The following is a 22,835-nucleotide window of genomic DNA, read 5'->3' as shown; positions in this document are numbered from 1 at the left end:
AACCCCCTGACACCGTATCTGTGAGTGAGGTGTCGCACATCATTCGGGGGGCCACGGCCCGGCCGGCGGTCACGTCCTGGACCGCGTGGCCGTCACGTCCTGGGCCGCGTGGCGGTCACGTCCTGGGCCGCGTGGCGGTCACGTCCTGGGCCGCGTGGCGGTCACGTCCTGGACAGCTGGACGCGGTCGCCGCCGGCTGTGGTGAGGGTGAGTTTCCGATCCTCGCCCTTCATGGTCAGCGGGCCCGAGGTGAGCGCGCGGGCGAGGGCGCGCTCGAAGGTCATCCGGGCGTTGTCGCAGGCCATCCTGGTGGTGCGGGCGTGGCTCAGCCGGATCTGGTCGTCGGTGATCTGGGCCGTGGCACTGAACCGGTTGCACCCGAGGCTGCCGGCCGCCCGGCCGTCCTCGATCCTCAGGTGGGCGCGCGCCGGGGCGCGCTGGGTGGTGCCGTCGACGGTCACGCTGTCGACGGTCCAGTCGATGCCGGTCACCGGCGGCCGGGTCGTCACGGGTCCGCCACCTCCCTCACTGCCGCAGGCCGCCGTGGGCGGCACGAGCAGGACGGCCGCCGCTGTCGTCAGGGTCATACGGCGCATGCGCTGTTTCAACCCGTACATGCCGATTCGACGGATCCCGCAGGGTGATCGGTTCCCTCACCGCATGACGGGCAGATAGGCCCCGAGGTCCGCCCGCTCCCCGCTCGCGCTGACCCTGGCGTCCGCCACGGCCTCCTTCCACGCCAGCCGTCCGGTGGCCAGCCGGATCCAGGTCAGGGGGTCCGTCTCGACGACGTTCGGCGGGGTGCCCCGGGTGTGCCGGGGGCCTTCCACGCACTGCACCACGGCGTACGGCGGCACCCGCACCTCGGTGGAGCCGCCCGGCGCCTTGACGGCGAGTGCGTCGGCGAGCAGCCGGGTGCAGGCGGCGAGGGCCTGCCGGTCGTAGGGGATGCCGAGTCCCGGGACCGCCGCGTTGAGGTCGTCGGTGTGCACGACCAGCTCCACGACCCGGGTGACCAGGTAGTCGTCCAGCGACATCGCGCCGGCGCCGGTGGCCAGCAGCCGGGTGCCGGGGTGCTCGGCGAGCAGGGCGCGGAGGCCGGCGTCGGCGTCGGCGAGGTAGGCGCCGAGATCGGCGTGGTCGGCGGCGAGGCGCCGGGTGAAGTCGGCGATGGCGGGGGCGTTGCCGGAGGTCCCGAACGGCCAGTCGAGCAGCACCGCGTCGGCCTTCGCCGGCGCGGGCTGGTCCAGCGCCCGCCGGACGGCGGTGACGGCCATGCCGATGTGGGCGACGAGCTCCCGCACGGTCCACCCCTCCAGCCGGGTGGGGAGCGCGAGCTGCCCGGGGGTGAGGGCGGGGACGCCGTCCCGCACGTTCGAGAACTGGGCGAGGACCGCCGTACGGGTTCTGACCGGGTCGTAACTGCGGGCGCGTTTCTTGGCCTGGGGCATGGCGGTGAGCGTATTCCCTGGGATCGAGCGGGCGCCCGTCCCCGGATCCCGCAAGCGGACCCCCCTCACCTCGGGCCCCGCGCCCTCGCCGAGACGAGAAGGGCCCACAGCCGCCGCATCACCCCGGCCCACCTGCTGCTGGCCCTGCTCGACTGCGAGCGGCCGGACCCCGCGGCAGAACTCCTGGCCGAACTCGGCATCGACCGCACCGCGGTCCGCATCCGCATCCGCATCCGCATCCGGCAGCAGCCGGACCCCTGAGACGTCAGACCCTGGAGTGACGGGCAGGAGGCGAGGTCGCGCGCGGGGCGCTCACCCGCCCGAGTGATCAGCGCCGAAACCGGCCCCCGCCCCGCCGGAAGCGGGCGACGCTGGCCTTCACTCGGAAGGGAGTGCGCCATGACGGTCAAGGCCGAGCCGACGTCCCAGATGTCGGTGGAGGAGTTCGAAACGATCGCCTCCGCCGCTCCAGAGACCGTCACGTTGGAGTTCGCCAACGGTCGGATCGACGTCAGGACGGCGGCGGACGGAGACCACGACACCGTCCTGACCTGGCTGGCCCGGCGCTGTATGCAGGCCAGACCCGACCTGGACCTCTACCAGGGCCGCGGACTCCGGGTGGAGGCCTACCGAGAAGGCAGGGCGAAGCCCGATGCCGTGCTCGCGCCCGAGGCGCACTTCGCGGGGCACGGTGAGTGGGCCGACCCGGACGGCTCGCTCATGGTCGTCGAGGTCACCTCGTACGACTCGGACACCGACCGACGGGACCGGCACGAGAAGCCGACCGCATACGGTCAGGCCGGTATCCCCCTGTACCTCCTGATCGACCGGGAATCCCGCACGGTCACGGTGCACATCGGCCCGGACCGGCAGGTCGGCGGGTACCGCACCGTCCAGACCTCGAAGTTCGGCGAGAAGGTGGTACTCCCCGATCCGATGCGCATCGAGCTGGACACGGAGATCCTCAAGAACTACGTCCGGTGAGCCGAGAAGGCCCCGCCCGGATGTTTCCGGGCGGGGCCTTCGTCGTTCTGCGGCCGGTTACGCCAGCAGCGCCTCGATCGTGCCCTCGTGGGCCTCGCGCAGCTCCGCCAGGGTGAGGCTGAACTCGCCCTGGATCTCCACCGCGTCGCCGTCCACGACGCCGATGCGGGTCGCCGGGAGGCCCCGGGCGCCGCACATGTCGTTGAAGCGGACCTCCTCCGAGCGCGGGACGGCCACGACGGCGCGGCCGGCCGACTCGGAAAGGAGGAAGGTGAAGGCGTCGAGGCCGTCCGGGACGACCAGGCGCGCGCCCTTGCCGCCGAGCAGCGCGGACTCGACCACGGCCTGGATCAGACCGCCGTCGGACAGGTCGTGCGCCGAGTCGATCATGCCGTCGCGGGAGGCGGAGATCAGGATCTCGGCCAGCAGGCGCTCGCGCTCCAGGTCCACCTTCGGGGGCAGGCCGCCCAGGTGGTCGTGGACGACCTGGGACCAGGCCGAGCCGCCGAACTCCTCACGGGTGTCGCCGAGGAGGTAGAGCAGCTGGCCCTCCTCCTGGAAGGCGACCGGCGTGCGGCGGGCGACGTCGTCGATCACGCCGAGGACCGCGACCACCGGGGTCGGGTGGATGGCCGCCTCGCCCGTCTGGTTGTAGAGCGAGACGTTGCCGCCGGTCACCGGGGTGCCCAGCTGCTGGCAGGCGTCGGCGAGACCGCGGATGGCCTCAGCGAACTGCCACATCACCGCCGGGTCCTCGGGCGAGCCGAAGTTCAGGCAGTCGGAGACGGCCAGCGGCTTCGCGCCCGTGGTCGCCACGTTCCGGTAGGCCTCCGCGAGCGCCAGCTGGGCGCCCGCGTACGGGTCCAGCTTGGCGTACCGGCCGTTGCCGTCGGTCGCGATGGCGACGCCGAGGCCGGTCTCCTCGTCGATGCGGATCATGCCCGAGTCCTCGGGCTGGGCCAGCACCGTGTTGCCCTGCACGAAGTGGTCGTACTGCGAGGTGATCCACTTCTTGGAGGCCTGGTTCGGGGAGCCCACCAGCTGCAGGACCTGCTGCTTCAGCTCTTCCGCCGTCGCGGGGCGCGGCAGCTTGTTCGCGTCGTCCGCCTGGAGCTCGTCCTGCCAGGACGGGCGGGCGTACGGGCGCTCGTAGACCGGGCCGTCGTGGGCGACCGTGCGCGGGTCGACGTCGACGATCTTCTCGCCGTGCCAGAAGATCTCCAGGCGGTCGCCGTCGGTCACCTCGCCGATGACGGTGGCGATGACGTCCCATTTCTCGCAGATCTCCAGGAAGCGGGCGACCTTGGCCGGCTCGACCACCGCGCACATGCGTTCCTGCGACTCGCTCATGAGGATCTCCTCGGGCGAGAGCGTGGAGTCGCGCAGCGGGACGTCGTCCAGGGTGACGGTCATGCCGCCGGAGCCGTTCGAGGCGAGCTCGGAGGTGGCGCAGGACAGGCCGGCCGCGCCGAGGTCCTGGATGCCGACGACCAGCTTCTCCCGGAAGGCCTCCAGGGTGCACTCGATGAGGAGCTTCTCCTGGAAGGGGTCGCCGACCTGGACCGCGGGGCGCTTGGAGGGCTTCGCGTCGTCGAAGGTCTCCGAGGCCAGGATCGACGCGCCGCCGATGCCGTCGCCGCCGGTCCGGGCGCCGTACAGGATGACCTGGTTGCCCGCGCCGGAGGCCTTCGCGAGGTGGATGTCCTCGTGCCGCATGACGCCGATGGCACCGGCGTTGACCAGCGGGTTGCCCTGGTAGCAGGCGTCGAAGACGACCTCGCCGCCGATGTTGGGCAGGCCCAGGCAGTTGCCGTAGCCGCCGATGCCGGCCACGACACCCGGCAGGACGCGCTTGGTGTCGGGGTGGTCGGCCGCGCCGAAGCGCAGCGGGTCGACCACGGCCACCGGCCGGGCACCCATCGCGATGATGTCGCGGACGATGCCGCCGACACCGGTCGCGGCACCCTGGTAGGGCTCCACGTACGACGGGTGGTTGTGCGACTCGACCTTGAAGGTGACCGCGTAGCCCTGGCCGACGTCGACCACGCCCGCGTTCTCGCCGATGCCGACGAGCAGCGCGTCCGACTGCGGCGCCTTCTCGCCGAACTGGCGGAGGTGGACCTTGGAGGACTTGTACGAGCAGTGCTCGGACCACATGACCGAGTACATGGCGAGTTCGGCGCCGGTCGGGCGGCGGCCGAGGATCTCCACCACCCGCTCGTACTCGTCCTTCTTCAGGCCCAGTTCGGCCCAGGGCAGCTCGACGTCGGGGGTCGCGGCCGCGTGCTCGACCGTGTCCAGAGGCGTCCGGCTCATGCGCCCACCAGCTTCTTGAGGATCGAGGTGAAGAACGGGAGACCGTCGGTGCGGCCGGAGCCGATGAGCGGCTCGACGGCGTGCTCCGGGTGCGGCATCAGGCCGACGACGTTCCCGGCCTCGTTGGTGATGCCGGCGATGTCGCGCAGCGAGCCGTTGGGGTTGAAGTCGAGGTAGCGGAAGACGACCCGGCCCTCCGCCTCCAGCTTGTCGAGCGTGTACTCGTCGGCGACGTACCGGCCGTCCATGTTCTTCAGCGGAATGTGGATCTCCTGGCCCGCTTGGTAGTCGCTGGTCCAGGCCGTGTCCGCGTTCTCCACCCGCAGCTTCTGGTCGCGGCAGATGAAGTGCAGGTGGTCGTTGCCCAGCATTCCGCCCGGGAGCAGGTGCGCCTCGGTGAGGATCTGGAAGCCGTTGCAGATACCGAGGACCGGGAGACCGGCCTTCGCCTGCTCGATGACCGTCCCCATCACCGGCGAGAAGCGGGAGATGGCGCCGGCCCGCAGATAGTCGCCGTAGGAGAAACCGCCGGGAAGGACCACCGCGTCGACCTGGTGGAGATCCTTGTCCTTGTGCCAGAGCGCGACCGGTTCCGCACCCGCGAGCCGGATCGCCCGCTGAGTGTCACGGTCGTCGAGGCTGCCCGGGAAAGTGACGACGCCAATACGAGCGGTCACTTCGCCGCCTCCGCGACTTCCTCCACCTTGACGGTGAAGTCCTCGATCACGGTGTTGGCGAGGAAGGATTCCGCAAGATCGTGGATGCGGGCGAGTGCGGCCTCGTCGACCGGCCCGTCAACTTCCAGTTCGAATCGCTTTCCCTGACGTACATCGGAGATGCCTTCGAAACCCAGGCGCGGCAGCGCACGCTGGACCGCCTGGCCCTGGGGGTCGAGGATCTCCGGCTTGAGCATGACGTCGACTACGACGCGTGCCACTGGCACTCCCGGTGTGTGGTGCTGAGCTGGTTCCTTCAGACTACCCGCACCAAATTTCTACGCGGGTAGAGTTGTAGGAAGGTACGTGACCCGCATCACGATCAGGTGACGGCGGGGGACCCGCACGAAAAGTTCTGGGAAAGTTCCCCGGGTTCGCCCACGACATCTATTGCCTCGGGACACGCGGACGGATTTAGTCGGGCTTCACTTTGTATTGCCAGGCACTGTACAAATGAATTGGCAATAGCCGATACTCGGCACGTCATCGCCATCGCCGTCATCGCCGATGAGCTGTAAAGACGTGCCACACGAAGGGACCGATATTCGTGGCGCAGAAGGTCGTGGTCACTCTCTTTGACGACATCGACGGCTCGGAAGCGGCGGAAACGATCGCCTTCGGACTCGACGGGAAGTCGTACGAGATCGACCTGAATCAAGCCAACGCCAAGCAGCTGCGCAAGGCCCTGGAGCCGTACGTGGTGGCCGGCCGCAAGCGGTCGAAGTCGGGCAAGGCGTACAAGCAGACGGAGGTCGCCCCCGACCCGGCGGCCGTCCGCGCCTGGGCACAGGCGAACAAGATGGACGTCCCGGCCCGCGGCCGTATCCCGAAGAAGGTGTACGAGGCGTTCAGCGCCGCCCAGTGACAGAGCGGGTCGGCTGCCCTCAGGGTGCGTCAGCCGCCCCTGCGGGCAGCCGACTTGCGCAACCCCCCCGCTGATCAGCTAATGTCTGGAGCACGCCGAGGGGCGCGGCCGAAAAGCCGAAACCCACGGAGTACATGCGGGTGTAGTTCAGTAGCAGAACATCCCCCTTCCAGGGGGAAGGCGCAGTGTGCAATTCCTGTCACCCGCTCTGCACCGCCGGTCCTGAGCATGCTTGTGGATCAGGTAGGCTGGTGCTCGCACCGATCGGTGGGAGCCGGTCGGGAGCAGTGCGGACGTAGCTCAGTTGGTAGAGCGCAACCTTGCCAAGGTTGAGGTCGCGAGTTCGAGCCTCGTCGTCCGCTCCAGCTCATAGAGGAAGCCCCAGTCGGATGACTGGGGCTTTTTCGTGCGCTCCGCCCCCCCGGGGGCACCCTGCTGACATTTGTCATGGGCAGTGATGACACCACGCACTGCTCCCGGGCCCCGGCCGCGGGGACGCTGGAGCCATGGACTACGAACACGTGATTGAGGTCACAGATCTCCGGCGTGTCTACGGGGGCGGGTTCGAGGCGGTCCGCGGAATCACCTTCTCCGTGGCCCGCGGCGAGATCTTCGCACTGCTCGGCACCAACGGCGCCGGCAAGACGTCCACCGTCGAACTGCTGGAAGGACTCGCCCCGCCGGACGGCGGCCGGGTCCGGGTGCTGGGCCACGACCCGCACCGGGAGCGGGCCGCCGTACGGCCGCGCACCGGCGTGATGCTCCAGGAGGGCGGTTTCCCCTCCGAGCTCACCGTCCGCGAGACGGTACGGATGTGGGCCGGCTGTACGACCGGAGCCCGGCCCGCGGCCGAGGCGCTCGGCCTGGTCGGGCTCGCCGGCCGGGCGGACGTCCGGGTCAAGCAGCTCTCCGGCGGCGAGCGGCGCCGCCTCGACCTGGCACTCGCCCTGCTCGGGCGGCCCGAGGTGCTCTTCCTGGACGAGCCCACCACCGGACTCGACGCCGAAGGACGCCTGGACACCTGGGAGTTGGTCCGCGCGCTGCGCGACGCCGGGACGGCCGTCCTGCTCACCACGCACTACCTCGACGAGGCCGAGGACCTCGCCGACCGGCTCGCGATCCTGCACGAGGGGCGGATCGCGGCCACCGGAACACCGGGCGAGGTGACCGCCGGCCGGCCCGCACGGATCTCCTTCCGGCTGCCCCGGGGCTACTTCCTGGGCGACCTGCCACCGCTCGGTCCGTTGGGGGTGAGCGGGCACGAGATGGCCGGGGACCGCGTACGGCTGCGCACGCGCGAGGTGCAGCGCACCGCCACCGGGCTGCTGGCCTGGGCCGAGACGGCAGGGATCGAGCTGCGCGATCTCGACGTGCGGTCGGCCTCCCTGGAGGAGGCATTCCTGTCCATCGCGCGGGAGCAGCCGGAGGTGGCCGCATGAGCGGGCTGGTGCGTCGAGGGGAAGCGACGGCCGACGGCGTCGGCGGTCCCGGCAGGGCGCCGGCGGTGCGGTCCTTCGCTCCCCAGCGGCTGCGGCTGCGCGCGCTGGCACGGGCCGAACTCACGCTGCTGGGCCGCAATCGAAGCGCTGTGGTCACCGCGCTGCTGGTGCCGCTCGCGCTGCCGTTCACGGTACGGCCCGCGATCGACCAGATAGACCTCAGGAAGGAAGGGCTGAGCGTCGGCCCGGTGATGCTGACCGCCGCGATCGGGTTCTCCTTCCTCTTCGCCGTGTACACGTCCCTGGTGAGTGCGTACGTGGCCCGCCGCGAGGAGCTCGTCCTCAAGCGGCTGCGCACCGGCGAGCTGAAGGACGCGGAGATCCTGGTCGGCACCGCGCTGCCCGCCGTCTGCATCGGCCTGGCGCAGGCGCTGCTGCTCGCCGTCGGCTGCGCGGTGCTGCTGGACGCCGGCGTGCCCGAGGCACCGTGGCTCACCCTGCTCGGGCTGCTCTTCGGCCTGCTGCTCAGCGCCGCGCTCGCCGCGCTCACCGCGGCCTTCACCCGGACCACCGACAGCGCCCAGGTCACCGCGCTGCCCCTGGTCCTGGTGTCCATGATGGGCTCCGGCATCGCCGTGCCCGCGGACATCCTGCCCGACCGGGTGGCCGCCGTCTGCGCGTTCCTCCCGCTCTCCCCGGCCGAACGCCTGGTGCGGGCCGGCTGGACCGGGGAGCTGAGCGCGTCCGGGGCGCTGGAAGCGGTCGCCCTCGCACTGGCCTGGGCCGTGGTCGCGGTGTTTGCTGTACGGCGGTGGTTCCGCTGGGAGCCTCGGCGCTGACGGTGAGGAACGGGACCGGGATGAACGGGGCGGGCGGCTGGTGGCGGGGCAAGACCACGCCGGCCAAGATCGAGACGTACACGCGATGGTCGTTCCACTTCTTCGCGGTGATCGAGGTCGCGGCGATCGGCCTGCCGGTGTTCGCGCAGGCGGGGACGGAGGTCGCGAGCTGGCTGATGGCGATGGTCGTCGTGCACGCCCTGCTCTGCGCGCTGACCGCCTCCCGGGCCCTGGACTGGGCCCGCGGCCGGCGGGCGCAGCCGGTGCGGCTGCTGTGGGCGCTCGCCGTGGCGACCTACCTCTTCGCGGTCGTCGCCCTGGTCCTGCGCAGGCACGGGTCGGGCCCGGACGTGGAGGCCGCCGGGGCGGGTGTCTTCACCGGGGTGCCGGCCTTCGGCGCCGGGACCATGGCACTCGGGGTGCACCACCGCAGGCGGGTGCTCTCGCTCGTCGCGGGGTTCGCCTGCGGTGCGGGAGCGGTCTCCTTCCCGCTCGGCTACCCCGGGCCGGCCGCCCTGTTCACCGCACTCGTGGTGTTCCTCGGCGGGGCGTTCCTCGCCTTCACGTCGATCTTCTCCGTCTGGCTGCTGAACGCCGTCTACGAACTCGACGAGGCCCGCGAGACCCGCGCCCGCCTCGCCGTCGCCGAGGAACGGCTGCGGTTCGGGCGCGATCTGCACGACGTGCTCGGCCGGAACCTCGCCGTCATCGCCCTCAAGAGCGAACTGGCCGTCCAGCTGGCCCGACGCGAACGGCCCGCGGCCGTCGACCAGATGATCGAGGTGCAGCGGATCGCCCAGGAGTCGCAGCGGGAGGTACGGGATGTCGTACGGGGCTACCGGGACGCCGACCTGGGTGCCGAACTCGCCGGTGCGCAGGGTGTGTTGACCGCCGCGGGAATCGCCTGCGAGGTGACCGGCGACGCGGCGGGACTGCCGGCCGAGGTGCAGTCGGCGCTCGGGTGGGTGGTGCGGGAGGCCACCACCAACGTGCTCCGGCACGGGGACGCGGGACGGTGTGCGGTGGGGCTGCGGGTGCGGGAGGGGTGCGTGGTGCTGACGGTGGAGAACGACGGGGTGGCGGTGCGCGGAAGCAGCCGGGGTGGCGGGGACGGCTCGGGCGGCGGGGACGGCTCGGGCGATGGGAGCGGCTTGGGCGATGGGGGCGGTGGAAACCGCCGGGGCCGGGGGAACGGCGTGGGCGGGGGGAACGCCGGGGGCGGGGGGTCCGGGCTCGCCGGGCTGCGGGAACGGCTCGCGAGGGTGGACGGGACGCTGCAGGCGGGGCCGGTCGGGGCGGACGGGTTCCGCGTGGTGGCCTCGGTGCCGCTGACCGGTCGGGCGACCGCCGACACGAGTGTGAGTGGGGTCACTTCATGACGTCTCCGGTGCGGCTGTTGCTCGCGGACGACGAGCATCTGATCCGGGGCGCGCTGGTCGCCCTGCTCGGCCTCGAGGACGACCTGGTCGTCGTCGCCGAGGCGGCCACCGGCCCGGAGGCGCTCGCCATGGCGCGGGCCCACCGCCCCGACGTCGCGGTGCTCGATCTCCAGATGCCCGGCGCGGACGGTGTGAGGGTCGCCACATCGCTCCGTGCCGAACTGCCTGACTGCCAGGTGCTCGTCGTCACCGGACACGGACGGCCCGGCCATCTGAAACGGGCTCTGGCAGCCGGTGTGCGGGGGTTCGTCCCGAAGACGGTGAGCGCCCAGCGGCTCGCCGAGATCATCCGGACCGTGCACGCCGGAAACCGCTACATCGACCCGGAGTTGGCCGCCGACGCGATCTCCGCCGGGGACTCGCCGCTGACCGCGCGGGAGGTCGAGGTGCTGGAGCTGGCGGCCGACGGCGCACCGGTCGCGGAGATCGCCGAGCGGGCCGCGCTGTCGCCGGGGACCGTGCGGAACTACCTCTCCTCGGCCGTCACCAAGCTCGGTGCGGAGAACCGTCATGCGGCAGTGCGTCTCGCGCGGGAGCGAGGTTGGGTATAGTTGCTCTCGCGCCACGGCGCATGCGGACGTAGCTCAGTTGGTAGAGCGCAACCTTGCCAAGGTTGAGGTCGCGAGTTCGAGCCTCGTCGTCCGCTCAGCGAAGAAGGCCCCCGGTTTCGGCCGGGGGCCTTCGGCGTTCACGACCCCCCGCGTGCGGGGCCTTCGGCGTCCCCGGACCGGGGTCCGGGGACGCTTCCGGTCACGACCAGGTGTTGCCCGTCAGCCGCTCGAACGCCTCGATGTACTTGGCGCGGGTCGCCTCGACCACCCGCTCGGGCAGCGGCGGCGGGGGCTGCTCGCTCCTGCGGTCCCAGCCGGACTCGGCCGAGGTCAGCCAGTCGCGCACGTACTGCTTGTCGAACGACGGCTGGGCGCGGCCCGGCTGCCACTCGTCGGCCGGCCAGAAGCGGGACGAGTCCGGGGTGAGGACCTCGTCGGCGAGGACCAGGGTGTCGTCCTCGAAGCCGAACTCGAACTTCGTGTCCGCCAGGATGATCCCCCGGTCCCGGGCGATGTCCCGGGCGCGGCCGTACACCGCGAGGGTGGCCTGGCGCAGCTGTGCGGCGGTCTCGGCGCCGACCTGGCGGGCGACCTCCTCGTACGACACGTTCTCGTCGTGCTCGCCGACCTCGGCCTTGGTGGCCGGGGTGAAGATCGGGGCGGGCAGCTCGGAGCCGTCGACCAGGCCCTCGGGGAGGGCGAGGCCGCAGACCGTGCGGGACTCCTGGTACTCGGCCAGGCCCGAGCCCGTGAGGTAGCCGCGGGCCACGCACTCCACCGGGAGCATCTTCAGGGACTTGCAGATCAGGGTGCGGCCCGCCCAGTCGGCCGGGGCGCCCTCGGGCAGCTCGGTGCTGATGACGTGGTTGGGCACCAGGTCGGCGAGCTTGTCGAACCACCACAGGGAGAGCTGGGTGAGGACCCGGCCCTTGTCGGGGATCGCTGTCGGCAGCACCCAGTCGTAGGCGGACAGGCGGTCGCTGGCGACCATCACGAGGTCCCCGGCCGCATTCTGGTACAGCTCGCGCACCTTGCCGGTGTGCAGATGCGCCAGACCCGGCACCTCCACGGGCTCGGGCTTTTCGACGAATCCGGACACGGTTCCTCCCCGTGGTTCTGTACAGGTGCCCTCGATTCTCCCGTATGCCGGGTTGCGCACGGACAGCGGGGCCGCGCGGACACCTGTGCGGGTCAGTCGTGTTTGCAGATGCGGTCCAGGAGGTTGGCGGTGGCGCGCTGGACCCGGGGGTCGGTGTGGCCGGGCCGGTCCAGGGCCGGGGACCAGGCGAAGGTGCCGGAGGCGAAGACCAGGGCGCCGGAGGGGGCGCGGTAGAGGGAGGTCTCCTGGTGGCGCAGGACGCCGTCGTTGTCGGTGTAGGGGGAGTGGGCGAGCAGGATGCGCTCCTCGTGCTCGGGCAGCGCGGTCCGCGGGAAGTAGCGGTCGGCCTCGCCGGCCACCAGGCCCGGAAGTTCGTCGCCCTCGTGGGCACCGGTGGCCTCCCAGAGCCAGTGCCCGGCGTTGCGCACCACCAGGGGGTACGGCTCGGGCACCCGGCCCGCGTACTGGATGCCGACCGTCTGCTGTTCGGGCCGGTCGATCTCACGCCAGAGCACGGGCTTCCCCGGGCCCTTGCGTTTCCGGCAGGTCAGCAGGCGGTTCGCGACCCCCGACGGGGACGGTCCCAACTCCACCTGCCAGTACATGGTGTTGGCGGAGAGGAAGACGAGGCTGGTGCCGCCGTCCCGGGCCAGTTCGACCGTGCGGCGCATCTGCGGCGACCAGTACTCGTCGTGGCCGGGGAAGACCAGGCCCCGGTAGCGGGTGGGATCGACGCGGCCGGCGTGCAGGTCGCGGGCGTCGGCGTAGGCGAGGTCGTAGCCGTAGCGCTCGGCCCAGCGGATGAAGTCGTAGGCGTGGCCGACGTGCAGGGGCAGGCCCGCGCCCGCGTACGGCCGGTCGAAGGAGACGGTGGTCGCCGCGTCGGCCTCGCCGAGCAGCCGACCCCGGTCGTCCCAGGCGTGGTACAGGCTGGCGCCGGTGTGGCCGTCCTCGGGGTAGAGGTTGTAGGCCTGCCAGGTGATGTCCGGCAGCAGGAGCAGCAGGTCCGCCGGGTGGTCGTCGCGGATCGTGAAGGGCACGTGCGAGCGGTAGCCGTCGGCCGTGGTGAGCACGGCGACGTACGCTCCGATGCTCCAGTACGACGGGACCTGCAACCGCCAGGACAGCCACCAGTGGTGGCAGGAGACCGTGCGGTCGGCGGTCAGCGGCGGTGGCTGGACGATGCCCGACAGCCGGGGACTGGTGGTGATCTTCGAGGCGCCGTCCCCGCCGTAGTGGCCGATGCGATAGACGTCGACGCTGAACTCCTGCGGCGGGTCGACGGTGATGTGGAAGTCCACGGCCTCGCCCGGGGCGACCGCGCCGGTCGAGGTGAATCCTTTGATCTGGCGGTGCACGTCGTCCGCCGAGCGCGGTCCGCCGGTGGCGGCGCGCGGTGCGGGGACCCGGGGGTTCTCGCCGGTGGGCTGTGGCCGGCTGGGGTCCACGTACCAGGGGACGACATGACCGGTGTCGTCGAAGTAGGTCTCACTGCCGCGCAGCCAGGGGACGGGACCCTGGCCGAAGGGGTCCGTGACGGCGTGCGCGAGTGCTCCCGACTCCCAGCGGCGGATGTGGTCCGATGCCATGGTGGCTCCCCTCCCTCGTGCCCCCGTGAAGTGCTGATACGAGCCGATGTGCGATGTGGGCGTGTGCTGTGTCGTTCTTCTTCGTGTGCGATGTGGCGTTCTTCGTGGCGTGCGGTGGACGGCGTTGGGCCTCGCTGCTGTGCCTTCGTGACCGCCCCTTGCGCTGTCGTGCCTGGTTCCGGGCGTTTCCCATCTCGCTGGTGGAGCCGAGCCGTGCCGTGACTGTGGCGCCTGTCTTATGTCGGATGCGCTTGCCACATCCGCGAACGGTCCCAGCACATCACATAACGCACGCGTACAGTCACGGTTCGTTGCGAATTTGCCTGAAGTGGAACATTTCGCTCCGCCAAAGCGTCGAAACGCCGAGGTCAGACCAGCCGTACCGGCTTCTCGGGACGTATTCCGGACTCGACCAGCCAGGCCCGCAGCGGGGCCGGGTCTCCCTCCTCGATGAGACTGAGGACTCTGGGCGTCAGGTCGGCGGCCCGCTCGCCGCCGACCATCAGGGACGGGCCGTCGAGCCAGTCCAGGCCGGGGGTGGCCCCGGCGGTGTCCACGGCCGCGCAGCACACCATCGCCGTGACGTGGTCGGCGAGGATTTCACGGGCGGTGCGCGGGGGCTGGAGCGGGAACAGGGGCAGTGCGCCGTCGTCCCAGAGGGGGCTGCCGGGGCCGCCCTGACCGACGGGGGCGGGGCCGCCGGGGGGTGAGGCGGCGGTCGCTCCCGCGTGCCGTCCCGCGCGCTCCTCGCGGGCCAGGGCGGCGCTGAGACCGGCGGCGAGGGCGGCGCTGCGCTCGGTGCCGGTGGGCTCGCCGGCTTCCTCGCCCTCGAAGCCGGCGGTGAGGCCCTGGGCGCCGACGGAGGTGCGGGCGCCCTCGTGGCAGCCGGAGGGGCGGGGGTCCTGGTCGTAGCTGGAGGGGCGGGGGTCCTGGTCGTCGCCGGAGGCGCGCGGGCCGTCGTCGAAGCCGGAGGCGCGCGGGCCGTCGTCGAAGCCGGAGGCGCGAGTGTCCTCGTCATGGGCCGGGGGGCACGGGCGTTCGCCGGTGGCGGGCGGGACGGTCAGGTGGTCCAGGACACGGGCCAGGGTGGGGCCGCCGGGGTCGGGGGCGGCGGGATCGAGGGAGGCGCGGACCCCGAGGGCGTCCAGGACGCGGTGCAGGCGGGCCGCCTCGGTGCGCCAGGTGCGGTCGACGACCTCGTCCGGATACTCCTGCCAGGCCACCGGTGACCAGGTCGGTCCGGGCTCGGCGGGGCCGCCGTGGAAGAGGCGGGCGGCGAGCAGCGAGGCCGCCTCGTCCACCAGCCCCGGTTCCTCCAGCAGGTCGCAGGCGGGCCGCTCGCCGAGCCGGGAGGCGAAGCCCTCGGCCAGCCGGTCGCGCCGGGACAGCTCGGTGAGGGCGGCGACCACGCCCGCGTCCAGCCGGGAGGGCCAGCGGCCCATCCGCCAGGCGGGCAGCGCGACCCGGGTGAGCAGGCGGTCCCAGCCGGCGTAGGCGAGACCGACCTGTTCCTGGGCGACGATCCGCAGTCCGTAGTCCACGGCCTGGGCCCGCTCGGCGGCCGCGGCGGCGACCCCGCGCTCCATCAGCGCCGCGTGCTCCCGGCAGCCGCGCAGCAGCAGCCGGGCCACCCAGCCCACGCCCGCGCACACCAGACGGGTGGCCGGGCACCGGGCGGGCGTCGTGGCGACGCCCACCGCCGCGTCCAGCCCCCGAACGAAGCGGCGGGCGGCCGCTATGTCCGGATGCGCCGAGGGGCCCGTACCCGCGACGACCGGGGCGAGGACCGCGCGGAGTTCACCGACCCGCATCCACCACAGGAACGGGGAGCCGATGACGAGGACGGGGGCGGCCGGGGTGCGGCGGTGCGGACCGGGGGTGCCGAGTTCGTCACCGCCCTTGGGCGCGGGCGGGCCGTGCGCCGGGTGGGTGCGGTCCTCGAGCCAGCTGTCGCAGTCCGGGGTGAGCGCTATGGCGGAGGGCACCGGCACGTCGAGGCGGTCGGCGAGGTCGCGCACCATCCGGTAGAGGTCCGGGGCGGACTCCTCCGGGATCGGGACGGTGGGGCTGACGGCGGGGCGAGCGCGGGCCACGACCAGGGCGATGGCCGCGGCGGCCAGCAGCACCAGTACGGCGAGGGCGCCGACGATCCAGCGGGCGGTGTCCCAGCCGCGGCCTGCGAAGTGGCCGGTGGAGCCGCCGGTCAGCAGGATCACCATGGCCGCGGCGGGGAGCAGGGCCACGGCCAGGGCCCGGCCGCGGACGCGCAGCACGGCGAGCGCCCGGGTGCGCGCCGCCTGCGCTCCCGCCTCCGCACCGATTCCGGTACCGGTCACGTCCGAACCTCACCCCCTCCCTGCTGTCCTCGGCCTGTCCTGGCTGTTGCTCACTCCCCCACTGTGGCACCCCTCACTGACATCGCAATGCCGGTGGGCCAAGTGCCGGAACGCTTGCGCCGCACCCTAGTTGGGGCCTCGGCCCTCGTCAGCCGGATGGTGCATCGGTCACTCGATGGAATGGCTTTGGTCAGAGGTGATCGACAGACAGCAATGATCAGGCCCCGGATCTCGCGGTCCGGGGCCTGACGGGAACGGGTCTGCGGGTGAGCCGGGCCTCAGGCCCCCTGCGCCCCCTGCTCAGCCGCCTCCGCCGCTGCCTTGGCGGCGATGTCCGTACGGTGCTGGGAGCCGTCCAGGCCGATCCGGGCCACCGCCGTGTACGCCCGCTCACGGGCCTGGGTCAGGTCCTGGCCGGTCGCCGTGACGGAGAGGACCCGGCCGCCGGCGCTGACCACGTCGTCGCCGACGCGCCTGGTCCCGGCGTGCAGGACATAGGCGTGCGGCGCGTCCACGGCGGCGATCTCGTCGAGACCGGTGATGGGGTCGCCGGTGCGCGGGGTGTCCGGGTAGTTGTGCGAGGCGACCACGACGGTGACGGCCGCCTCGTCGCGCCAGCGCAGCGGCGGAAGGTCGCCGAGGGTGCCGACGGCGGCGGCGAGCAGGACGCCGGCCAGCGGGGTCTTCAGGCGGGCGAGGACCACCTGGGTCTCCGGGTCGCCGAAGCGGGCGTTGAACTCGATGACCCGCACGCCGCGCGAGGTGATCGCGAGGCCTGCGTAGAGCAGACCGGAGAACGGGGTGCCGCGGCGCCGCATCTCGTCGACGGTCGGCTGGAGGACGGTCTCCAGGACCTCGTCGGCCAGCTTCGGGTCGGCCCAGGGCAGCGGGGAGTAGGCCCCCATGCCGCCCGTGTTGGGGCCCTCGTCCCCGTTCAGGGCGCGCTTGAAGTCCTGCGCGGGCTGGAGCGGGAGGACCGTCTCGCCGTCCGTGATCGCGAAGAGGGAGACCTCGGGGCCGTCCAGGAACTCCTCGATGACGACGCGCTCACAGGCGGCGGCGTGCGCCTTGGCGGCGTCGAGGTCGTCGGTGACGACGACCCCCTTGCCGGCGGCGAGCCCGTCGTCCTTGACCACGTACGGCGCCCCGAAGGCGTCGAGAGCCTCGGCGACCTCCTCGGCGTTCGTGCAGACGTACGAACGGGCGGTGGGCACGCCGGCCCCCGCCATCACGTCCTTGGCGAACGCCTTGGACCCCTCGATCCGCGCGGCCTCCGCGGAGGGGCCGAAGACCGGGATGCCCGCCTCGCGCACGGCGTCGGCGACCCCGGCGACCAGCGGGGCCTCCGGGCCGACGACCACCAGGTCGGCGCCGAGTTCCAGGGCCAGCGCGGCCACGGCCCCGCCGTCCAGGGCATCCACCTGGTGCAGCTCGGCCACCTCGGCGATGCCGGCGTTGCCGGGGGCGCAGTGCAGCGCGGTGACGTCGGAATCGAGGGACAGGGAGCGGCACAGGGCGTGTTCGCGGGCGCCGCTGCCGATGACGAGGACCTTCACGAGGGCCAGCGTAGCCGGGCAAGCCGACTGGAGGTTCCTCCAAGCCCCGCCCCGACAGCTGACCGCCCGCCCAGGCGCCCCCTCAGGGGCTGCCGCTCCAAGCCCCCCGCATCGGCCTTACGGCCTCGTCCTCAAACGCCGGACGGGCTGAGACGGGGCGCGGACCGGCCTTCGCCCTCAGACGCAGACGGGGGTGGAGGCGCCTTCGCTCCGCAGGCGCCGGACGCGCCGAGACACCCAGGGACACGGGGAACTGCACGGAAAGCCCCACCGCCCCGCACCCGCCCGACAAGCTCAGCCCGCCGAGCCGCGAACGCGTCGGCCCGCACCGGCCCGCACCCCACGTCACTCGTTCTGGAACTCCTCCACCACCGTCGCCCCCAGTTCCTTCACGATCAGTTCGTGGCCGGAGAGGGCCGACTCGTCGAGGTCGGGGTCGTCCTCCTCGGGGATGTCGTCCTCGGGGGCGACCGGGGGCGGTTCCGGGGGCATGGGGGCAGGGGCCGGGGACGTCGCCGTCGGGGTGGGCGGCGGGCTCTGGGCGGCCGCGGGGGCCGCCGCCGGGGCCTGCTGGGCGGGCGCCGGGCGGGTCGGGGCCGCGGGGGCGGCGCTGCCGTATCCGGAGGCCGCGGGCGCACCGTAGCCGCCGGAGTGCCCCCCGCCGTACCCGGAACTCGGCGGCGGAGCCGCACCGCCGCCGCCACCCCCACCCGTCGGGTCGACGACCGCTTCGATCCGCCACTGCACACCGAACTGCTCACCCAGCGCCTGTCGCAGCACCTCCTCGCTGCCGCTGCTCGCGAAGTTGTCGCGGGCCCCGGCGTTGACGAAGCCGAGCTGGAGGGTGGTGCCGTCGAAACCGGCGACCTGGGCGTTCTGGCTGAGCAGGATCCAGGTGAAGCGGCGGCGGTTCTTGACCGCTTCGAGGATGTTCGGCCAGAGCATCCGGGGGTCGAGACCACCGGCAGGAGCCGGGGCGGGCGCGGCGGCAGCCGGGGCCGGAGCCGAGGCCGGCTGGGCCGCCGGAGTCGGCGGGGGCGGCGGCGCCTGCTGGGCCGCCGGCGCGCCCGTGGCCGTCGGCCAGCCGCCGGGGCGGCGGGTACCGCCTCCCGCGGGGGCGGCCGTGGGCCAGGCTCCGGGCGCGGAAGCGACCGGAGCCGGGGGCTCGGAGACGGGCGCGGCCACCGGCGCCGGGGCGGGGGCCGGTGCGGGCGCCGGGGCCAGGGCGGGCGCCGGGGCCGGGGCGGGCGCCGGGGCCAGGGCGGGCGCCGCACCCCCTCGTACGGCCGCCCGCGCCGCGGCCGGACCGCCCGCCTGCTGCACAGGGGACGGCGCGGAGGAAGGCGCGGGGGCAGCGGCAGGGGGCACCTGCACGTGCGCCTCGGGCCCGGGAACGTATCCCATCGCGGGCGCACCGCCACCGCCCGAGAAGTTCACGCCCCGCTCCAGCCGGTCGAGGCGCGCCATCAGGGACCGCTCGTCGCCGTACGCCGCAGGCAGCAGCACACGGGCGCAGATCAGCTCCAGCTGGAGGCGCGGGGAGGTGGCGCCGCGCATCTCGGTGAGACCGGCGTTGACGAGGTCGGCGGCCCGGCTGAGCTCGGCCGCGCCGAACGTGCCGGCCTGGGCCTGCATCCGTTCGAGAACGTCGGCGGGGGCGTCGAACAGCCCCTTCTCGGCGGCGTCCGGGACGGCGGCGAGGATCACCAGGTCCCGCAGCCGCTCCAGGAGGTCGGCGACGAAGCGGCGCGGGTCGTTGCCCCCTTCGATGATCCGGTCGACGACCTCGAAGGCCGCCGCGCCGTCCCCGGTGGCGAAGGCCTCGACAACGGAGTCGAGGAGCGACCCGTCGGTGTACCCGAGCAGCGAGGTGGCCATGGCATACGTCACACCCTCCTCGCCCGCCCCGGCGAGCAGCTGGTCCATGACAGACATGGAGTCACGCACGGATCCGGCACCGGCACGCACGACGAGCGGCAGCACCCCGTCCTCGACGGGGATCTTCTCCTTCCCGCAGACCTCGGCGAGGTAGTCCCGCAGGGTCCCCGGCGGCACCAGCCGGAACGGGTAGTGGTGGGTCCGCGACCGGATGGTTCCGATGACCTTCTCGGGCTCGGTCGTGGCGAAGATGAACTTGAGATGCTCCGGCGGCTCCTCGACGACCTTGAGCAGGGCGTTGAACCCGGCCGACGTGACCATGTGGGCCTCGTCGATGATGTAGATCTTGTAGCGGCTGGAGGCGGGCCCGAAGAAGGCCTTCTCGCGCAGCTCACGGGCGTCGTCCACACCACCGTGAGAGGCCGCGTCGATCTCGATGACGTCGATGGAACCCGGCCCGTTGCGCGCCAGGTCCTGGCACGACTGGCACTCCCCGCAGGGAGTCGGCGTGGGCCCCTGCTCGCAGTTCAGGCACCGGGCCAGGATCCGCGCACTGGTCGTCTTCCCGCACCCACGCGGCCCGCTGAACAGGTACGCGTGATTGACCCGGTTGTTCCGCAGCGCCTGCTGCAACGGGTCGGTGACATGCTCCTGCCCGATGACCTCGGCGAACGACTCCGGGCGATAGCGGCGGTACAACGCGAGAGACGACACGCTTACGAGGTTATAGGCGCCCACCGACAACCAGCCCCGCCCGCAAACGCAAGCGCCCCCCACGCACCCGCCAGAGCCAACCTACCCTTGCTGCCTTCCGGCCCTGGGGGAGTTCAGTCAGATAGCGCCGCGTGAGGGGCTCCGCACAGAGTACCCGACGTCAGCAGGTGAGAACGAGTTCGCGAGCACTCCTCTCGGTCATGTAATGTTTCCGGCGGAGGATTCGCCTAGAGGCCTAGGGCGCACGCTTGGAAAGCGTGTTGGGGGCAACCCCTCACGAGTTCGAATCTCGTATCCTCCGCCAGCTCAGAGGGCCGGACCACGAAAGTGGTCCGGCCCTCTGGCGTTTCTCCGTCTCAGTTTCCGTCTCAGTCGCCCTTCGGGGGCTCCCAGAGAGCGTCTCCGACTTGCTGCGCGACCTTCCGCAGAACCGTCCCGGTCACGTGCACCGGGCCCGCATGCGTGCCGCTCCCCCAGGCTCCCAACCCGTGATCGAGTCGACCACGACGTCCGGGACACCAAGGATCAGGAGCACGGTCGCGGCAGTGTGGCGAGCGTCATGAAGACGGCCGTCCCGTACCCCCGCGTCCCGCAGGAGCCGTTTCCAGACGTGGAAGTCGGTGTTCGGGCTCAGCGGCCCGCCCGTCGGCGAGGCGAACACGTACCCCTTGCCCTCCCAGTCGGCGCCGGCGGCAGCGCGCTCCCGCCCCTGGACCTCCTGATGCTGGCGAAGAACCTTGATCAGCGGATCGGGTAGACCGATGGTGCGCCGTCCCGCCCGCGACTTGGTGGACTTGTGCTCACGGCGGGTCTGCTGCCGCTTCGGGCAGTAGCCCGCCTTACGCCCGCAAGGTTCGCCGTCGCAGCCGTGCGCGTACTTCGGGCGCAGGCGGTTCTTGCGGATGCGCACGTACCCGGCGTCCAGGTCGACGTCTTCCCAGTGCAGCCCGAGCGCCTCACCCTGTCGGAGCCCGAGCGCCAGGGCGACCACCCACCGCGCGCTGTTGCGCAGCTTGGCCGCCTCGACGAGGAGACTCCGCACCTCTTCGATCGTGTAAGGCTCGATGTCCTCTTCTTCGAGCCGCGGGGCCTTGGCGATCTCGGCCGCGTTGGTGACGACGTGCCCACGTCGGACCGCTTCACCGAGGGCGACCCGGATCGTGCGGTGCGCGTGATGCGCGGTGCCGGCGGAGCTCCCGGAAGCCTGCATCTTCCGATAGAAGCGCTCCAGGTGCTCCGGCTCCAGGCGGTCAAGCTTGTGAGCGCCCAGGCCGGGCACGAGGTGAACGCGTACGTCGACCTCGTACCCGTCGTACGTGTTCTCCGAGACGTACGGCTTGGCGATGTTCTCGACCCAGTGCTCAAGCCAGGCCTTAAGCGTCCAGCTCTGCCCCGGCTTCCTGAGTTTCTTGTCGTCCCGCGCCCGTTCCATCTCACGGACGGCCTTGGTCACCTCAGCCTTGGTCTTGCGCTCGATGTGCCGGCGGTCGGGCTTGCCGTCATCACGGACGCCGACCGTCACCCGCCCGTGCCACTTGCCGTCCTTGCCCAGGTAGATGGTCGAGGCCCCGTTGGGCTGCCGGGTGCGCTTCTGCTCTGCCATGTCGTCCCCCTCAGGCCGCGCGGGCGGGTCGGTGGCGGAGCTTGGCCACGTAGGCGGGTACGGCGTCGGCGGGCTGCTTCCTCCGCCGTCAGGAGGACCAAGGACGCGTCGGAGGTCTCGGCCACGGTGGCGAGTCGGGGCTCAGCCATGGGTTGGTTCTCCTTCCGTTCCGGGGGCGGGTTCGAGGGTTGTGGCGAGCCAGGTCTCAGCGGCGCTGAGGCCGGTTCCGGCGAAAACCCAGTGGGCGAGGACGAGGGTCGTCTCACCGTCCTGCGGGGCAGGCGGAGCCGTCTGGGCGCGGCGCCAGTCGGCGCGGGCGTCGCGGAGGGCACCGAGGGTGGTGGAGTAGCGCCGGGATTTGGTGGAGAAGCGGCCGCGGAGGCCGAGCATGTGAGCCCATGCGCGCAGGCGGAGGTGTTCCAGGTCCTTGCGTGCGCCGAGGGTCCAGGCGGTGCGGATGAGGCGGCGGGCGTGTTCGCTGATCTGGGACTGAGCCAGCTCGGCCAGGAAGCGGATCGGTCGGTCGAGAGTGCCGGTCGTGGTCTCGGCGCCCTTGGTGGCGTACTTGGCGACGTACGCGGCTACGGCCCGCTCGGACAGTTCCTGGCCGCCTTCGAAGTCGGCGGAACGGATCGGGCGGACGTCGAGCTGTCGCCCGAAGGTGGGCCCGGTCGTCGATCTCCGGACCCTCGATGCGGGCGGCGGCCGCGGCAGCGCGGATCGCGTCGGTCAGCAGCTCGGCCGTGGCCCAGGCAGGGGGCGCGGTGTCTCCGCCTTCCGGGCCGTCCAGGCGGATCACGGTTGGGAGGTGCGGCCCCGGGGCGGCGGGATGCTTGGCGGCTTGTTGCCGCCCCGGCGGCCGGTCAGCGCCTGTTGGCGCCATTGAGGAGCGGAACGCAGGACCACGGCGGCGATGGCCACGGACACGGCCGTGACGGCGACGGCCGCCAGGAGCGCAGTGAGGACGATGCCGACTACGACCACGGCGACGACCACGCCCACGTAGGGGGTGAGCGAGCGGTCGGCGGACGGCGCGGGAGCCTGCACCTGGTGTTGTGTGGTGACGGCGGTCGTGGGCAGGTGCGGAGCTTCGGGAAGCTGCGGACGGAACAACACGGCGCATCCCCTTGTCACTTGTTGTCGCCGTTGACGACGCCGACCCCGGTACGGGTGCCGGTCTCGATGGCGGGGGCGAGGAAGGTGTGCGAGAGCCAGAAGCCGAACAGCGCGATCACGACGGCGACCCAGATGCGGACGCCGAGGAACTTGATCGCGTCCCAGGCGATGACGCCCAGACGAAGACGAGAGGGAGCGAGACGGTCACGGGGTCTCCTCAGCGGACGCGGCAGCGGTGGGTGCGGGCGGCCAGCTCGGCGGCGGCGCGGCTGTCGTAGTCGGCGGAGAAGCCGCAGCGCGGAGCCGTACAGACGGCGGCGTGCTTCGCCGCAGACACCGGCGAC

Annotated in this window: 17 protein-coding genes, 4 tRNA genes, 1 other RNA gene and 5 pseudogenes; 11 read left to right on the top strand and 16 right to left on the bottom strand. The window is 72.2% G+C overall.

Going from position 1 to position 22,835, the window contains the following annotated elements; translation table 11 throughout:
- Positions 1-161 precede the first annotated feature (161 nt).
- Entirely contained in the window at positions 162-587 is a 426-nt protein-coding gene (locus AB0M11_RS07350; protein ID WP_365702320.1) for an META domain-containing protein, read from the bottom strand.
- Positions 588-653: 66 nt separating this feature from the next.
- The gene (locus tag AB0M11_RS07345; RefSeq protein ID WP_365702318.1) at positions 654-1,451 is read right to left on the bottom strand and encodes a sterol carrier family protein; all 798 of its coding nucleotides are present in this window, start codon (positions 1,449-1,451) and stop codon (positions 654-656) included.
- Here AB0M11_RS07345 and AB0M11_RS07340 point away from each other — a divergent pair.
- Positions 1,338-1,712, top strand: a complete 375-nt coding sequence (locus AB0M11_RS07340; RefSeq protein ID WP_365702353.1) for a Clp protease N-terminal domain-containing protein — start codon at positions 1,338-1,340, stop codon at positions 1,710-1,712. The two genes, AB0M11_RS07345 and AB0M11_RS07340, sit on opposite strands and share 114 nt — an antisense overlap.
- A 138-nt stretch (positions 1,713-1,850) precedes the next feature.
- Positions 1,851-2,435 carry a Uma2 family endonuclease gene (locus tag AB0M11_RS07335; RefSeq protein ID WP_365702316.1) on the top strand — a complete coding sequence of 195 codons (585 nt, stop codon included), beginning with the start codon at positions 1,851-1,853 and terminating at the stop codon, positions 2,433-2,435.
- 57 nt (positions 2,436-2,492) lie between these two features.
- Here the strand turns inward: AB0M11_RS07335 and purL are convergent, their stop codons facing one another.
- From purL to purS, 3 genes are read right to left on the bottom strand one after another with little or no spacing between them, the layout of a single operon-like run.
- Positions 2,493-4,751 carry a phosphoribosylformylglycinamidine synthase subunit PurL gene (gene purL, locus AB0M11_RS07330; protein WP_365702314.1) on the bottom strand — a complete coding sequence of 753 codons (2,259 nt, stop codon included), beginning with the start codon at positions 4,749-4,751 and terminating at the stop codon, positions 2,493-2,495.
- Positions 4,748-5,428: a phosphoribosylformylglycinamidine synthase subunit PurQ gene (gene purQ, locus AB0M11_RS07325; protein WP_365702312.1), complete on the bottom strand. Its 681-nt coding sequence runs from the start codon at positions 5,426-5,428 to the stop codon at positions 4,748-4,750. Before purQ ends, purL begins: the two co-directional genes overlap by 4 nt.
- Complete coding sequence (purS, locus tag AB0M11_RS07320; RefSeq protein ID WP_015659417.1) at positions 5,425-5,688, bottom strand: phosphoribosylformylglycinamidine synthase subunit PurS; 264 nt, start codon at positions 5,686-5,688, stop codon at positions 5,425-5,427. Before purS ends, purQ begins: the two co-directional genes overlap by 4 nt.
- 326 nt (positions 5,689-6,014) lie before the next feature.
- On the opposite strand from purS, the gene AB0M11_RS07315 reads away from it, so the two are divergent.
- The 8 genes from AB0M11_RS07315 (at position 6,015) to AB0M11_RS07280 (ending at position 10,695) form a co-directional block, all read left to right on the top strand.
- Positions 6,015-6,332, top strand: coding sequence for an Lsr2 family protein (locus AB0M11_RS07315; protein WP_365702310.1), 318 nt, complete (start codon positions 6,015-6,017; stop codon positions 6,330-6,332).
- Positions 6,333-6,468: 136 nt separating this feature from the next.
- Positions 6,469-6,540 (top strand) — tRNA-Gly (locus tag AB0M11_RS07310).
- Positions 6,541-6,621: 81 nt separating this feature from the next.
- Positions 6,622-6,697: transfer RNA gene (locus tag AB0M11_RS07305), tRNA-Gly, on the top strand.
- Positions 6,698-6,838: 141 nt separating this feature from the next.
- Entirely contained in the window at positions 6,839-7,771 is a 933-nt protein-coding gene (locus tag AB0M11_RS07300) for an ABC transporter ATP-binding protein (RefSeq protein ID WP_365702308.1), read from the top strand.
- Entirely contained in the window at positions 7,768-8,610 is an 843-nt protein-coding gene (locus AB0M11_RS07295; protein ID WP_365702306.1) for an ABC transporter permease, read from the top strand. Before AB0M11_RS07300 ends, AB0M11_RS07295 begins: the two co-directional genes overlap by 4 nt.
- Before the next feature lie 20 nt (positions 8,611-8,630).
- Positions 8,631-9,989 (top strand): histidine kinase, encoded by a 1,359-nt coding sequence (locus tag AB0M11_RS07290; protein ID WP_365702304.1) that lies wholly within the window; start codon positions 8,631-8,633, stop codon positions 9,987-9,989.
- On the top strand, positions 9,986-10,600 hold the full coding sequence (locus AB0M11_RS07285) for a response regulator transcription factor (RefSeq protein WP_365702302.1): 615 nt from the start codon (positions 9,986-9,988) through the stop codon (positions 10,598-10,600). Before AB0M11_RS07290 ends, AB0M11_RS07285 begins: the two co-directional genes overlap by 4 nt.
- A 22-nt stretch (positions 10,601-10,622) precedes the next feature.
- Positions 10,623-10,695: transfer RNA gene (locus AB0M11_RS07280), tRNA-Gly, on the top strand.
- 104 nt (positions 10,696-10,799) lie between these two features.
- On the opposite strand, the gene AB0M11_RS07275 is transcribed toward AB0M11_RS07280, so the two are convergent.
- The 6 genes from AB0M11_RS07275 to ffs form a co-directional block, all read right to left on the bottom strand.
- Positions 10,800-11,699, bottom strand: a complete 900-nt coding sequence (locus tag AB0M11_RS07275) for a phosphoribosylaminoimidazolesuccinocarboxamide synthase (protein ID WP_365702300.1) — start codon at positions 11,697-11,699, stop codon at positions 10,800-10,802.
- A gap of 92 nt (positions 11,700-11,791) precedes the next feature.
- Positions 11,792-13,288, bottom strand: coding sequence for a N,N-dimethylformamidase beta subunit family domain-containing protein (locus AB0M11_RS07270; protein ID WP_365702298.1), 1,497 nt, complete (start codon positions 13,286-13,288; stop codon positions 11,792-11,794).
- 368 nt (positions 13,289-13,656) lie between these two features.
- Complete coding sequence (locus AB0M11_RS07265; protein WP_365702296.1) at positions 13,657-15,624, bottom strand: hypothetical protein; 1,968 nt, start codon at positions 15,622-15,624, stop codon at positions 13,657-13,659.
- Between the two features lie 278 nt (positions 15,625-15,902).
- Complete coding sequence (gene purD, locus AB0M11_RS07260) at positions 15,903-17,180, bottom strand: phosphoribosylamine--glycine ligase (RefSeq protein WP_365702294.1); 1,278 nt, start codon at positions 17,178-17,180, stop codon at positions 15,903-15,905.
- A 345-nt stretch (positions 17,181-17,525) separates the two neighbouring features.
- Positions 17,526-19,772, bottom strand: a complete 2,247-nt coding sequence (locus AB0M11_RS07255) for a DNA polymerase III subunit gamma and tau (RefSeq protein ID WP_365702293.1) — start codon at positions 19,770-19,772, stop codon at positions 17,526-17,528.
- 45 nt (positions 19,773-19,817) lie between these two features.
- Positions 19,818-19,916: signal recognition particle sRNA small type (ffs, locus tag AB0M11_RS07250), an RNA gene on the bottom strand.
- Between the two features lie 72 nt (positions 19,917-19,988).
- Here ffs and AB0M11_RS07245 point away from each other — a divergent pair.
- Positions 19,989-20,076: transfer RNA gene (locus tag AB0M11_RS07245), tRNA-Ser, on the top strand.
- A gap of 64 nt (positions 20,077-20,140) precedes the next feature.
- On the opposite strand, the pseudogene AB0M11_RS07240 reads toward AB0M11_RS07245, so the two are convergent.
- The 5 pseudogenes from AB0M11_RS07240 to AB0M11_RS07220 all read right to left on the bottom strand — a co-directional run.
- Positions 20,141-21,375 (bottom strand): annotated as a pseudogene (locus AB0M11_RS07240) (tyrosine-type recombinase/integrase).
- Positions 21,376-21,516: 141 nt separating this feature from the next.
- Positions 21,517-22,174, bottom strand: a pseudogene (locus tag AB0M11_RS07235) (replication initiator); the annotation flags it as partial.
- 64 nt (positions 22,175-22,238) lie between these two features.
- Positions 22,239-22,488, bottom strand: a pseudogene (locus AB0M11_RS07230) (SpdD protein).
- A 17-nt stretch (positions 22,489-22,505) separates the two neighbouring features.
- Positions 22,506-22,699: pseudogene (locus AB0M11_RS07225) on the bottom strand (hypothetical protein).
- A gap of 9 nt (positions 22,700-22,708) precedes the next feature.
- Positions 22,709-22,816, bottom strand: a pseudogene (locus tag AB0M11_RS07220) (mobile element transfer protein); the annotation flags it as partial.
- Positions 22,817-22,835 lie beyond the last annotated feature (19 nt).

The organism is Streptomyces sp. NPDC051987 (genome assembly GCF_040680735.1).
GTDB lineage: Bacteria > Actinomycetota > Actinomycetes > Streptomycetales > Streptomycetaceae > Streptomyces.
This window is presented reverse-complemented; position numbering and strand designations above follow the sequence as displayed.

Bases quoted from the DNA above. Each gene is read 5' to 3' on its own strand.
- AB0M11_RS07350 (WP_365702320.1), bottom strand. From the start codon at position 587: ATGACCCTGACGACAGCGGCGGCCGTCCTGCTCGTGCCGCCCACGGCG.
- AB0M11_RS07345 (WP_365702318.1), bottom strand. From the start codon at position 1,451: ATGCCCCAGGCCAAGAAACGCGCCCGCAGTTACGACCCGGTCAGAACC.
- AB0M11_RS07335 (WP_365702316.1), top strand. From the start codon at position 1,851: ATGACGGTCAAGGCCGAGCCGACGTCCCAGATGTCGGTGGAGGAGTTC.
- purL (WP_365702314.1), bottom strand. From the start codon at position 4,751: ATGAGCCGGACGCCTCTGGACACGGTCGAGCACGCGGCCGCGACCCCC.
- AB0M11_RS07300 (WP_365702308.1), top strand. From the start codon at position 6,839: ATGGACTACGAACACGTGATTGAGGTCACAGATCTCCGGCGTGTCTAC.
- AB0M11_RS07295 (WP_365702306.1), top strand. From the start codon at position 7,768: ATGAGCGGGCTGGTGCGTCGAGGGGAAGCGACGGCCGACGGCGTCGGC.
- AB0M11_RS07290 (WP_365702304.1), top strand. From the start codon at position 8,631: ATGAACGGGGCGGGCGGCTGGTGGCGGGGCAAGACCACGCCGGCCAAG.
- AB0M11_RS07285 (WP_365702302.1), top strand. From the start codon at position 9,986: ATGACGTCTCCGGTGCGGCTGTTGCTCGCGGACGACGAGCATCTGATC.
- AB0M11_RS07270 (WP_365702298.1), bottom strand. From the start codon at position 13,288: ATGGCATCGGACCACATCCGCCGCTGGGAGTCGGGAGCACTCGCGCAC.